Below are 13,103 nucleotides of genomic sequence, written 5' to 3' on the forward strand. Positions count from 1 at the left end.
TGGCTTTAAATGGATGTGCTGTTAGTTGTCATCTATAATATTGCAAAAAATTAATTTAGAATTTCTTAATGAAGTTACATGAAATAGAATGAATAAATTAAATAAATACAGTAAAACAGTAACACAAGATCCAACGCAACCAGCAGCTCAAGCAATGTTGCATGCGATAGGATTAACCAAAGAAGATTTTTTTAAACCTATCATCGGAATTGCAAGTACAGGTTACGAAGGTAATCCGTGTAATATGCACTTAAATGACTTAGCAAAACTAGCTAAGAAAGGCACAAAAAATGAAGATGTTGTAGGCTTAATTTTTAATACCATTGGTGTAAGTGATGGTATTTCTATGGGTACGCCAGGTATGCGTTATTCTTTGCCGTCACGAGATATTATTGCAGATTCTATGGAAACCGTTGTGCAAGCCATGAGCTACGACGGCTTAATTACCGTTGTAGGTTGTGATAAAAATATGCCAGGCGCATTAATGGCGATGATTCGTTTAGACAGACCAAGTATTTTGGTGTATGGTGGAACCATTGATTCCGGTTGCCATAACGGGAAAAAACTAGATGTCGTTTCTGCTTTTGAAGCTTGGGGAAGCAAAGTCGCTGGTACAATGAATGAAAGCGAATATCAAAATATAGTTGAAAAAGCATGTCCTGGCGCTGGTGCTTGTGGCGGAATGTACACCGCAAATACAATGGCGTCTGCAATTGAAGCTTTAGGGATGACCCTGCCTTTCAACTCATCAAATCCAGCAACTGGCGAAGAGAAAAAACAAGAAGCCATAAAAGCTGGTGAAGCGATGAGATTGTTAATTGAAAAAGACATTAAACCAAGTGATATCATTACACGAAAATCTTTAGAAAATGCTATTCGTTTGGTAACTATTTTAGGCGGATCGACCAATGCTGTGCTTCACTTTTTAGCAATTGCTCGAGCAGCAAATATCGATTTCAATTTAAAAGATTTTCAGAATATTAGTGACAACACACCATTTTTAGCCGATTTAAAACCTAGTGGAAAATACCTTATGGAAGATGTGCATCGTGTTGGCGGTATTCCTGCAGTTTTAAAGTATTTATTGAAAAAAGGCTTAATTCATGGGGGGTGTTTAACCGTTACCGGAAAAACACTAGCCGAAAATTTATTAGATGTTGATGATTTAACCGAAGGTCAAGATGTTATAAAGCCAATTGAAGAACCAATAAAAATTTCAGGTCATTTACGTATGCTTTATGGCAATTTAGCCGAAGGCGGAAGTGTCGCAAAAATTACAGGAAAAGAAGGATTGCGCTTTCGCGGAAAAGCAAAAGTGTTTGAAGGTGAATATGCAGCAAACGATGGTATCAGAGATGGTAAAGTAGAAAAAGGTGACGTGGTTGTAATTCGTTACGAAGGACCAAAAGGCGGACCAGGAATGCCAGAAATGTTAAAGCCAACAGCTGCTATTATGGGAGCAGGTTTGGGTAAAGATGTGGCATTAATTACCGACGGACGTTTCTCTGGTGGAACACACGGTTTTGTGGTTGGTCACATCACACCAGAAGCTCAAGATGGTGGTGCAATCGCGTTAGTTAAAGACGGTGATTTTATCACTATAGATGCTGAAACAAATACGATTCAACTTGAAGTTTCAGAAGAAGAATTATCACAAAGAAAACAATCATGGAAAGCACCAGAATTAAAATTTAATCGTGGTGTCCTTTATAAATATGCTAAAACAGTGTCGTCTGCATCCAAAGGTTGCGTTACCGACGAGTTTTAGAATAGAAACTAATTAACGCCATACTAATTTATGGAAACAAAAACGATAAGAAACAACGAGCAATCTACTTCAAAAGGTATCCGCATTTCGGGTAGCGAAGCGGTTGTTCGAAGCTTAATAGCAGAAGGTGTAGATGTGCTTTACGGTTATCCTGGCGGTGCCATTATGCCAGTTTATGATGAGTTGTTTAAATTTCAAAACGAAATTCATCATGTCTTAACACGTCATGAGCAAGGCGCAACTCATGCAGCTCAAGGTTACGCGCGCATTTCGGGCAAGGTTGGTGTTGCTATGGCAACTTCTGGTCCTGGCGCAACTAACTTGATTACAGGTATTGCAGATGCGCAAATAGATAGCACGCCAATGGTGTGTATTACTGGTCAAGTTGGTTCGCATTTATTAGGTAGTGATGCATTTCAAGAAACCGATATTGTTGGTATTTCAACACCTGTGACTAAATGGAACCATCAAGTCACAAAAGCTTCAGAAATTCCTGAAGTCATTGCTAAAGCATTTTATATCGCAAAAAGTGGTCGTCCTGGTCCTGTTTTAATAGATATTACTAAGGATGCGCAGTTTGAAGAATTCGATTTTAAATACGAAAAATGTACAGGAATTAGAAGCTATAAACCAATTCCTGAAACCAATCCAACCGATTTGCAAGCTGCTGCAGATTTAATAAATAATGCGAAGAAACCTCTAGTCGTTTGGGGACAAGGTGTGATTTTAGGTGAAGCAGAAGCTGAATTTAAAGCGGTTATCGAAAAAGCAGGTTTACCATCGGCTTGGACTATTTTAGGGGCTTCGGCAATTCCTTCAACACATCCATTAAATGTTGGTATGGTTGGTATGCACGGTAATTATGCGCCAAATGTGTTAACTAACGAATGTGATGTTTTAATCGCAATCGGAATGCGTTTTGATGATCGCGTCACAGGAAATTTAGCAACCTACGCTAAACAGGCTAAAGTGATTCATTTTGAAATTGATCCAGCTGAGGTTGATAAAAATGTAAAAACAGATGTTGCTGTTTTAGGGAATTCAAAAGATACATTGGCGGCAATTCTTCCGCTTTTAAAAGAAAATTTGCATACAGATTGGCATCAAAAATTTAAAGATCTATATCAAGTTGAATTTGATAAAGTCATAAAAAACGATTTACATCCAACAAAAGAAGGCTTATCAATGGGTGAAGTGCTTAAAGAGATTAACATGCAATCCAAAGGCAAAGCAGCAATTGTTAGTGATGTTGGGCAGCACCAAATGATTGCGTGTCGTTATGCCGATTTTAATGTGTCTAAAAGTAATATTACGTCTGGCGGATTAGGAACTATGGGATTTGCGTTACCAGCTGCAATTGGTGCAAAAATGGGAGCACCAGAACGCGATGTGGTGATGATTGCTGGTGATGGCGGTTACCAAATGACTATCCAGGAATTAGGCACCATTTTTCAAACTAAAGTTCCTGTGAAAATTGTCGTACTTAATAATAATTTTTTAGGTATGGTAAGGCAGTGGCAACAACTATTTTTTGACAAACGCTATGCGTCTACAGAAATGGAAAATCCAGATTTTGTAGCGATTGCTAGAGGGTATCATATTAATGCGAAAAGCGTGTCTAAAAGAGAAGATTTAGCCAGTGCAGTAAAAGAAATGATGGAAACTGAAGGGCCGTATTTCTTAGAAGTTATGGTTGAAAAAGAAGATAATGTATTCCCGATGATACCAACAGGAGCAAGTGTTTCAGATGTAAGATTAGAGTAATTATGAGTGAAAATAAATTATATACCGTTTCTATTTATACCGAAAATAATATAGGCTTATTAAACCGTATTTCGGCAATATTTCAACGTAGGCACATCAATATTGAAAGTATAAATTCTTCAGTTTCAGAAATTGAAAATGTGTCTAAATGGACCATTGTGGTGAAGTTAACCGAGGATCAAATGAAAAAAATTATTGGTCAAATAGAAAAACAGGTTGAGGTGATTAAAGCCTATTATCACACTGAAGAAGAAACTATTTATCAAGAATCTTGTCTATTCAAAATCAAATCAGATTTATTGTTTGAAGAGCGACAAATTCAAAATATTATTAAAGAAAGCAACGCTAGAATTGTCACTGTAAACAAAGCGTTTTTTGTACTTGAAAAATCAGGAAGACGTAGCGAAATAGAATTGTTACACAGGGAATTAAGTGCGTTTGGAATTTTGCAATTCACCCGTTCTGGACGAATAGCAGTTACCAAAACACCAATGGAAATAAGTAAAATGTTGGAAACTTTTCAACACTAAAAACAAACTAAAATGGCAAATTATTTTAACACATTACCATTAAGAAAACAATTAGAACAATTAGGAAAATGCAGATTTATGGACGCTTCAGAATTTGAAGATGGCGTAACGGCATTAAAAGATAAAAAAATAGTCATTGTAGGTTGTGGCGCACAAGGGTTAAACCAGGGTTTAAATATGAGAGATTCTGGTTTAGATATTTCTTATGCTTTACGTCAGCAAGCAATTGATGAAAAACGTGCGTCGTACAAAAACGCAACCGATAACGGATTTAATGTTGGGACCTACGAAGATTTAATTCCAACAGCAGATTTAGTATTAAACTTAACACCAGACAAGCAACATACAGATGTCGTTAACCAAGTGATGCCTTTAATGAAAAAAGGGGCGACGTTAAGCTACTCGCATGGATTTAATATTGTGGAAGAAGGTACGCAAATCCGTAAAGATATTACGGTAATTATGGTCGCGCCAAAATGTCCAGGAACTGAAGTGCGTGAGGAATACAAACGCGGTTTTGGTGTCCCAACATTAATTGCTGTGCATCCAGAAAACGACCCAGAAAATAAAGGTTGGGCGCAGGCAAAAGCTTACGCAGTTGCTACTGGTGGTGATAGAGCAGGTGTTTTAGAATCGTCTTTTGTGGCAGAGGTAAAATCTGATTTAATGGGCGAGCAAACTATTTTATGTGGTTTGTTACAAACTGGCGCAATCTTGTCTTTTGATAAAATGGTTGCAGAAGGAATTGATGCTGGTTATGCTGCAAAATTAATTCAGTTTGGTTGGGAAACTATTACCGAAGCTTTAAAGCATGGTGGAATCACGAACATGATGGATAGATTGTCAAATCCTTCAAAAGTTAAAGCGTTTGAATTATCTGAAGAATTAAAAACCATTATGCGTCCGTTATTCGAAAAACATATGGATGATATCATTTCTGGTCATTTCTCTAAAACTATGATGAAAGATTGGGCAAATGATGATGTAAATCTATTAAAATGGCGAGCAGCAACTGGTAAAACCGCATTTGAAAAAACAGAGTTAACTTCAGATCACATCACAGAACAAGAGTATTTTGATCATGGTGTGTTGTTAGTAGCATTTGTGAAATCTGGTGTAGAACTCGCTTTTGAAACTATGGTAAGCGCAGGAATAATTGAAGATTCTGCTTACTACGAATCCTTACACGAGTTACCATTAATAGCCAATACCATTGCGCGTAAAAAGTTGTTTGAAATGAACCGCGTCATTTCGGATACTGCAGAGTATGGTTGTTATTTATTCGATCATGCTTGCAAACCGTTATTAGCAGATTTTATGAAAACGGTAGACACTTCAGTAATAGGTAAGTCGTTTTCAAATAAAACAGGCGTTGATAATATCGAATTAATCAAAGTGAATGACGCTATAAGAAATCATCCAATCGAAACCGTTGGTAAACGTCTTCGTGCCGCAATGACAGCAATGAAAGTGATAAAAACCGAAGCTAAAGAAGAAAGTGTTTTAGCTTAAAAACAAACCAATGCAAACGCAAACAATTTATTTTCCTAAATTAAAAGCAGTAGAAGCTGCAGCCAAAAAGTTAAGCGATGTTGCAGCGGTGACGCCATTAACATCAAGTTTTAGATACTCTGAAGAGTTTGACTGTAATATCATGTTTAAACGAGAAGATTTACAGCAAGTACGTTCTTATAAAATTAGAGGCGCATATAATAAAATGTCTTCGTTGTCAGCCTCTGAAGTAGAAAATGGTGTTGTTTGTGCTAGTGCTGGTAATCACGCACAAGGTGTCGCCTTGTCCTGTAAATTATTAAAAATTAAAGGAACTATTTATATGCCTGCTCCAACGCCAAAACAAAAGATAGAGCAGGTAAAAATGTTTGGTGAAGATTACATTGAAATTATTCTTGAAGGCGATACGTTTGACGATTCTTATCATTTGGCAATGAAAGAATGTGAGCTGCTTTCCAAAGCTTTTATTCATCCGTTTAATGACGAAAAGGTAATTGAAGGACAGGCTACAGTTGGATTAGAAATTATTGATCAAGCAGAACATCCTATTCATTATGTGTTTGTCCCTGTTGGCGGAGGCGGATTATCAGCTGGATTATCAACAGTATTTAAAGAATTATCCCCACAAACTAAAATTATTGGGGTAGAACCTTTAGGAGCACCTTCCATGAAAACGTCCATTGAAAATCAAAAAAACACACAACTTAATCACATTGAAAAGTTTGTAGATGGTGCTGCAGTTCAACGTGTAGGCGATTTAAATTTTCAAATTTGTAAATCAAATTTAGATCAAATGGTAACAGTTGCCGAAGGTAAAGTGTGTCAAGCCATTTTGGATTTATACAATAAAGATGCTATTGTAGTTGAGCCTGCTGGCGCATTAAGCATTTCGGTTTTAGATGATTTTAAGGAAGAAATTAAAGGTAAAAATATAGTTTGTGTAGTAAGCGGAAGTAATAATGATATTACACGCACTGCCGAAATAAAAGAACGTGCGTTATTGTACTCAAATTTAAAGCATTATTTTATTGTGAAGTTTCCGCAACGTGCTGGCGCATTAAAAGAATTTGTAGTAGATATTTTAGGGCCAAACGATGATATTGCGCATTTTGAGTACACAAAAAAATCTAACCGAGATACAGGCTCAGCTGTTGTTGGTATTGAGTTAAAATTTAAAGAAGATTTAGAGCCTTTAATAACTAAAATGAAAGACAGAAATTTTTATGGTGATTATCTAAATAACAAACCCGATTTGTTTCAGTTTTTAGTGTAATTTGTTAGTATGTATAGCATAAAAAAAGCACCTAAATAAGGTGCTTTTTTTCCGATTACAATTAAAAATAACTAATCAACAAACTAAATAATCGTGGACTGGCCTAAATGAATATTTGCAAAATTTAGATTAGTGTCTTTTGGGTGACTAATAAAGTCTTCTATAAAGTTACCAACCTTATCGGTTGTAATATTTTCGTGTTTTGTATTTAAATCTGGTGTTGTAATTTGTAGTTGTAACGATTTTTCAACACCAAGTCTAATCATATTAGCTTCATTATGTAGCTTAAAATGGTCTAGTAACATAGCGGCCGATAAAATAGAAGCTACAGGATTGGCAATACCTTTACCTTTAGCTTGTGGGTAAGAGCCATGTATGGGTTCAAACATAGCATGTTTGTTACCTACCGATGCCGATGCTAATAAACCAATACTACCGCCAATAACACTAGCTTCATCACTTATAATATCACCAAACATGTTTTCGGTTAAAATAACATCAAACTGTTTTGGGTTTAATATCATTTGCATGGCAGCATTATCTACAAATAAAAAATCTAATTCCACATCAGAATACTGTGCTGCAACTTGTTTGACTACTTTTCGCCATAAACGAGACGTTTCTAAAACATTAGCCTTGTCGACTAAAGTTACTTTTTTACGTCTAGTTTGAGCTGCTTTAAAAGCTAAGTGTGTAATACGTTCTATTTCTTCTTGCGAGTATTCGCATAAATCCGAAGCAACAGTTTCTGTGTCGTTAAGTTTTTTCTCGCCAAAATAAATGCCGCCCGTTAATTCACGGTAAATACTAATATCGGTATTTTTAATATTCTCTTTTTTTAAGGGCGATTTATCCAATAACATATCGTAAGCCTTTACAGGACGAATGTTGGCGAACAAACCCAGTTCTTTTCTAAGCTTTAATAAACCTTGTTCTGGACGCACTTTTGCATTAGGGTTGTTATCGTATTTAGGATCGCCAATTGCTCCAAAAAGCACGGCATCACTTTGTTTACAAAGGGCTAATGTAGCATCGGGAAGTGGGCTGCCAGTTTCGTCGATAGCGATAGCACCAACAGATGCTTGCTTAAAGATAAACGTATGGTCAAACTCCAAAGCAATGGCTTGTAGGACTTTTATAGCTTGATCGGTAACTTCGGGGCCTATACCGTCTCCAGGTAATACAGCAATGTTTAGTTTCATAAAATTGTAATTTGTTAGTTCTTTTATCTGTTTTGGCGTTTCCCTTTCGGGTCGTGCTTTCGCTCTCGCTTTTTTGTGTTTCAAAAAGAGCTCAAACAATCGCTCAATCACTAACGCGACATTTCAAAAGCTTCAATTTGTTCTTTTTTACTTACGAGGTAATCTATATCGTCATAACCGTTAATCATGCATGTTTTTTTGTAAGGGTCAATATCGAAATTAGTTTGTAAATTGATCCCTTCAACAGTTAAGGTTTGCGCTTTTAAATCGACAACAAGTTTAGTGTTTGGTTGGGTTTTAATAACGGTGAATAATTCTTTTAAAAATGCTTCTGACACTTGTAATGGTAATAATCCATTGTTTAGGGCATTACCTTTAAAAATATCGGCAAAAAAGCTAGAGATAACAACTTTAAACCCATACCCCGTTAATGCCCAAGCGGCGTGTTCGCGACTAGAGCCACAACCAAAATTATTACCAGCAACCAATATGCTGCCGCTATATTTTGGGTTGTTTAAAGTAAATTTTTTGTTGATGTTTCCAGTTTTATCAAAACGCCAATCGCGAAATGCATTATCACCAAAACCTTGTTTATCGGTAGCTTTTAAAAAACGCGCTGGGATAATTTGATCGGTATCAATGTTTTCAATTTCCAACGGAATTGCAGTGCTTTGTAATGTTGTAAATTTCTCCATGTTTAAATTAATTCTTTTTCTAAGCTAAACGTTTTAGTAACATCAACAATCTTACCTTCAATTGCTGTAGCAGCAGCAACTAATGGACTTGCTAAAATGGTTCTTGCGCCTTGTCCTTGGCGACCTTCAAAATTTCTGTTAGATGTGGAAACACAATATTCGCCTTCTGGAATTTTGTCGTCGTTCATGGCTAGACAGGCACTACAACCAGGTTGTCTTAATTCAAAACCAGCCGCTTCAAATACTGTTTTTAAACCTTCTTCTTCAATTTGAGCTTCTACTTTTTTACTTCCAGGAACTAACCAAGCGGTTACATTTGGTGCTTTTTGTTTGCCTTTAATATATTGTGCTGCAACACGAAAATCTTCAATGCGCGAATTGGTACAGCTTCCTATAAACACATAATTTATAGGCTTATCTAACATGTAATCTCCTTTCTTAAAATCCATGTATTCCAAAGATTTTTCAAAAGAGGTGTCGTTTAAATCGGGGATTTTAGCATTTATTTTTATACCCATTCCTGGGTTGGTGCCGTAAGTTACCATTGGTTCTATATCGGCAGCATCGAATTCGTATTCTTTGTCAAAAACGGCATCTGTATCGGTAGGAAGCGTTTTCCAGTAAGCAACTTTGTTTTCAAAGTCTTTGCCCTTTGGTGCAAATTCTCTGTCTTTTATATATTTAAAAGTAGTTTCATCTGGAGCAATCATACCGCCACGAGCACCCATCTCAATACTCATATTACAAACAGTCATTCTGCCTTCCATACTCATGTTTTTAAAAACATTACCGGCATATTCACAGAAGTACCCTGTGCCTGCGTTTGTGCCAATTTTTGAAATAATGTATAGAATTACATCTTTTGGTAAAACACCTGGTTTAAGAGTGCCGTTAACAGTAACACGTAAACTTTTAGGTTTGGTTAGTAATAAACACTGACTAGCAAAAACTTGCGCCACTTGACTGGTACCTATACCAAAAGCAATAGTTCCAAAAGCCCCATGTGTCGAGGTGTGACTATCGCCACAAACCATTGTCATGCCTGGTTGTGTAATGCCTAATTCTGGAGCCATAACATGAACAATGCCATTGTATTTATGTCCTAAACCATAAAGTGTAACATTGTTCTTCTTGCAATTGTTAGCAAGTTGTTTTAATTGGTTTCTAGACAAAGCATCTTTTACAGGTAAATGCTGATTTTGAGTAGGTGTATTGTGATCTGCTGTAGCGACTATTTGGTCGGGCCTAAAAATAGGAATGTTACGTTCTTCAAGTTCATTGAAAGCCTGTGGACTGGTAACTTCGTGAATTAAATGTTTGTCTATATATAAAACTTGAGGGCCGTTTTCAATAGAATCAACCACATGTGCATCCCAAACTTTATCAAATAAGGTTTTTCCCATTATGCTGAAATGATTTGTTGATACACATTACTTGTTTCAATAATTTGATGGATGTCGGTATCGTTAATTTCTTTTTTTCTATCTGCAAACACTAAAAAGTTTTGGTAAACATCATCTAACTGCAATTTGGTTAAATCGTAGCCTATATTTTTAGCGCGATAAGCTAAAGCAGCACGGCCACTTCTAGCGGTTAATACAATAGCCGATTCAGTAACGCCTACATCTTTAGGGTCTATGATTTCGTATGTTTCACGATTTTTAATAACCCCATCTTGATGTATGCCAGAGCTGTGTGCAAAAGCATTGCTGCCAATAATGGCTTTGTTTGGTTGGGCAAAAACGCCCATTTGTTCTTGAACTAATTGACTAATGCCATATAGTTCCTTGGTATTAATACCTGTATCTAAATTTAGGTAAGGGTGTTGTTTTAATATCATAACAACTTCTTCTAAAGCTGTGTTTCCGGCACGTTCTCCAACACCATTAATGGTGCATTCTATTTGTCTGGCACCATGAATAACTCCTTCAATTGAATTGGCGGTAGCTAAACCCAAATCGTTATGGCAATGGCAAGATAGAATAGCTTTTTCAATACCTTTTACGTGTTCTTTTAGGTATTTTATTTTTTGGCCATATTCACTTGGTAAACAGTAGCCTGTTGTATCTGGAATGTTTAAAACAGTTGCGCCAGCAGCGATAGCTTGTTCGCAAACTTTTGCTAAAAATTCATTACTGGTTCTTCCTGCATCTTCAGCATAGAATTCAACATCCTCCACAAAAGATTTCGCATATTTAACAGCTTTAAAAGCACGTTCTAAAACCTCTTCGCGAGTGGTGTTAAACTTATATTTTATGTGAGAGTCGGAGGTTCCTATACCTGTATGTATTCTAGGTCTTTTGGCTGTTTTTAAAGCTTCGGAAGCAACTTTTATATCATTTTCAACAGCACGTGTTAAACCACAAACCGTAGCGTTTTTTACAATCCTTCCTATGGCTGCAACAGCTTCAAAGTCACCTGGACTAGATACAGGGAAGCCTGCTTCAATAACATCGACTCCTAAGGTGTCTAAGCGTTCGGCAATAACTAGTTTTTGTCCTTTGTTTAATTTGCATCCAGGAACTTGTTCGCCATCACGTAATGTGGTATCGAAAATTTGGACTTTATCTTTAGACATTAAAAAATAAATTTTTGTATTGTCTTACGAATTTATACTTTGGATTTATGATAGCGCTTAAACCTGTGTTTAGGTTTACGATGTTCAAATCAGTGATTTGAAGTTAAATAGTTATTTATCAGTAAGTTAATATTGTTTTTTATTCGATGACTAAAGGCCAAAAAGATAATTTGTTTTCGTTGGTGAAATCTATGACCAAATCTGAAAAGCGACAATTTAAATTGTATGTTGGAAGGTTAGGCGTAAATGAGGATTCTAAATTTCTCAATCTGTTTAATGTTTTAGACAAAATGCTTAATTATGATGAGAAAACAATTCTTAAAAGCTCAAACATAAAAAAGCAACAACTAGCCAATGTAAAAGCCCATTTGTACAAACAAATTTTAGTTAGTTTGCGGTTAAGCCCTTCGCACCAAAACGCTCGTTCGCAAATTAGAGAGCAATTAGATTTTGCGTCTATCTTGTACCATAAAGGGCTTTATAAACAGGCGTTAAAAATTCTAGATAAAGCCAAAGATGTGGCAATACTTCATGAAGAAAAAAACTTAGCTTATGAAATTGTGGAGTTGGAAAAAGTTATCGAATCGCAATATATAACAAGAAGTATTAGCGGACGTGCTGATGAATTAACCATACAAGCCAAAGAGTTAAGTCAGGCTAACGTAATTGCTAGTAAGCTATCCAATTTATCATTACAGCTGTATGGATTGTTTTTAAAGTTTGGTTATGCTAAGAATAAAAAAGATGCTAAAGAAATTCAAGCATATTTTAAGGCAAGATTACCAAAGTATAATATTAATGACTTAGGTGTTCGTGAAAAACTGTGGTTATATAAAGCTTACCTATGGTATAGTTTTTTAATGCAAGACTTTTTAAACTGCTATAAATATGCTTTAAAATGGGTTATGCTTTTTAGGCAAAATCCAGATATGATTAACTTAAACCCTGTGTTTTTTGTTAAAGGTAATAATTACCTGTTGGAGTCCCTTTTTTACATAAAAAATAAAGACAAGTTTCAAGAGTATTTAAGCCATTTTAAAGAAATGATAGACAAGCCTACGTTTACAAAAGATGAAAATGTCGAGGCACTATGTTTTTTATACCATAATGTAAATATGGTAAACTATTATTTTATAGATGGTAGTTTTAAAGAAGGGTTGAAACTAATTCCAGAAATTGAAAAGCAGCTACCAAAATATGAGGATAGGATAGACGAACATCACACCATGATTTTCTATTACAAATTTGCAAGTATGCATTTTGGGGCAGGTAACAACCGTGAGTGTATTCATTATTTAAATAAGATTATTTCTAATAAATCGTTATCTATGAGAGAAGATTTACAATGCTTTTCAAGAGTACTAAATGTAGTAGCGCATTACGAAGAAGGGTTGGATTATCATCTAGAAAGTTTACTCCGAGATACGTATAAATATCTATTGAAAATTAACGATTTAAACGAAGTACAAAAGGAAATGATTAAGTTTATTCGCGGCTTACCAGATATTTTCCCACACGACATTAAAAAAGCCTTTACGTTATTTCATACGCAATTAAAACAATATGAAAATCACCCATACGAGCGTCGAGCATTTTTATATTTAGATATTATTTCTTGGTTAGAAAGTAAGATTGAAAATAAGCCTGTAGCACAGATTATTAAAGCGAAATATATAGAACAATACACCTAATTTTTTTAAGAGATTTTATAAAAAAAATCAAAATTATTTGGAATTGTAAACTTTCTGTTTGAATATTTGCACTCACAAAAGTTCAAAAAT

The 13,103-nt window shown here is 35.6% G+C and carries 10 protein-coding genes; 6 read left to right on the forward strand and 4 right to left on the reverse strand.

Features of this window, described 5'->3' with window-relative positions; genetic code table 11:
* The first annotated feature begins 88 nt into the window (after positions 1-88).
* Genes ilvD through ilvA form a run of 5 tightly spaced genes read left to right on the forward strand, consistent with a single transcriptional unit; the run spans position 89 to position 6,847 of the window.
* A complete protein-coding gene (ilvD, locus tag EJA19_RS08380) occupies positions 89-1,768 on the forward strand; it encodes a dihydroxy-acid dehydratase (RefSeq protein ID WP_125467913.1) in 1,680 nt (559 codons plus the stop codon).
* A gap of 30 nt (positions 1,769-1,798) precedes the next feature.
* Complete coding sequence (gene ilvB / locus EJA19_RS08385; protein ID WP_125467914.1) at positions 1,799-3,532, forward strand: biosynthetic-type acetolactate synthase large subunit; 1,734 nt, start codon at positions 1,799-1,801, stop codon at positions 3,530-3,532.
* 2 nt (positions 3,533-3,534) lie between these two features.
* Positions 3,535-4,062 carry an acetolactate synthase small subunit gene (gene ilvN, locus EJA19_RS08390; protein WP_206075165.1) on the forward strand — a complete coding sequence of 176 codons (528 nt, stop codon included), beginning with the start codon at positions 3,535-3,537 and terminating at the stop codon, positions 4,060-4,062.
* Positions 4,063-4,074: 12 nt separating this feature from the next.
* Positions 4,075-5,574, forward strand: a complete 1,500-nt coding sequence (ilvC, locus tag EJA19_RS08395) for a ketol-acid reductoisomerase (RefSeq protein ID WP_125467916.1) — start codon at positions 4,075-4,077, stop codon at positions 5,572-5,574.
* A gap of 10 nt (positions 5,575-5,584) precedes the next feature.
* Positions 5,585-6,847: a threonine ammonia-lyase IlvA gene (ilvA, locus tag EJA19_RS08400; protein ID WP_125467917.1), complete on the forward strand. Its 1,263-nt coding sequence runs from the start codon at positions 5,585-5,587 to the stop codon at positions 6,845-6,847.
* 83 nt (positions 6,848-6,930) lie between these two features.
* Here ilvA and leuB read toward each other — a convergent pair whose 3' ends face one another.
* The 4 genes from leuB to EJA19_RS08420 all read right to left on the reverse strand — a co-directional run bounded on the left by leuB (position 6,931) and on the right by EJA19_RS08420 (position 11,322).
* Positions 6,931-8,049: a 3-isopropylmalate dehydrogenase gene (gene leuB / locus EJA19_RS08405; protein ID WP_125467918.1), complete on the reverse strand. Its 1,119-nt coding sequence runs from the start codon at positions 8,047-8,049 to the stop codon at positions 6,931-6,933.
* Positions 8,050-8,159: 110 nt separating this feature from the next.
* On the reverse strand, positions 8,160-8,744 hold the full coding sequence (leuD, locus tag EJA19_RS08410) for a 3-isopropylmalate dehydratase small subunit (RefSeq protein WP_125467919.1): 585 nt from the start codon (positions 8,742-8,744) through the stop codon (positions 8,160-8,162).
* Between the two features lie 2 nt (positions 8,745-8,746).
* Positions 8,747-10,147, reverse strand: coding sequence for a 3-isopropylmalate dehydratase large subunit (gene leuC / locus EJA19_RS08415; protein ID WP_125467920.1), 1,401 nt, complete (start codon positions 10,145-10,147; stop codon positions 8,747-8,749).
* Positions 10,147-11,322: a 2-isopropylmalate synthase gene (locus EJA19_RS08420; RefSeq protein WP_125467921.1), complete on the reverse strand. Its 1,176-nt coding sequence runs from the start codon at positions 11,320-11,322 to the stop codon at positions 10,147-10,149. Before EJA19_RS08420 ends, leuC begins: the two co-directional genes overlap by 1 nt.
* 146 nt (positions 11,323-11,468) lie before the next feature.
* On the opposite strand from EJA19_RS08420, the gene EJA19_RS08425 reads away from it, so the two are divergent.
* On the forward strand, positions 11,469-13,013 hold the full coding sequence (locus EJA19_RS08425; protein WP_125467922.1) for a hypothetical protein: 1,545 nt from the start codon (positions 11,469-11,471) through the stop codon (positions 13,011-13,013).
* The last annotated feature ends 90 nt before the right edge of the window (positions 13,014-13,103 follow it).

Origin of the sequence: Mangrovimonas spongiae, assembly GCF_003944795.1 — a bacterium.
GTDB lineage: Bacteria > Bacteroidota > Bacteroidia > Flavobacteriales > Flavobacteriaceae > Mangrovimonas > Mangrovimonas spongiae.

Bases quoted from the DNA above. Each gene is read 5' to 3' on its own strand.
- EJA19_RS08425 (WP_125467922.1), top strand. From the start codon at position 11,469: ATGACTAAAGGCCAAAAAGATAATTTGTTTTCGTTGGTGAAATCTATG.
- leuB (WP_125467918.1), bottom strand. From the start codon at position 8,049: ATGAAACTAAACATTGCTGTATTACCTGGAGACGGTATAGGCCCCGAA.
- ilvC (WP_125467916.1), top strand. From the start codon at position 4,075: ATGGCAAATTATTTTAACACATTACCATTAAGAAAACAATTAGAACAA.
- ilvN (WP_206075165.1), top strand. From the start codon at position 3,535: ATGAGTGAAAATAAATTATATACCGTTTCTATTTATACCGAAAATAAT.
- ilvA (WP_125467917.1), top strand. From the start codon at position 5,585: ATGCAAACGCAAACAATTTATTTTCCTAAATTAAAAGCAGTAGAAGCT.
- leuD (WP_125467919.1), bottom strand. From the start codon at position 8,744: ATGGAGAAATTTACAACATTACAAAGCACTGCAATTCCGTTGGAAATT.
- leuC (WP_125467920.1), bottom strand. From the start codon at position 10,147: ATGGGAAAAACCTTATTTGATAAAGTTTGGGATGCACATGTGGTTGAT.
- ilvB (WP_125467914.1), top strand. From the start codon at position 1,799: ATGGAAACAAAAACGATAAGAAACAACGAGCAATCTACTTCAAAAGGT.
- ilvD (WP_125467913.1), top strand. From the start codon at position 89: ATGAATAAATTAAATAAATACAGTAAAACAGTAACACAAGATCCAACG.
- EJA19_RS08420 (WP_125467921.1), bottom strand. From the start codon at position 11,322: ATGTCTAAAGATAAAGTCCAAATTTTCGATACCACATTACGTGATGGC.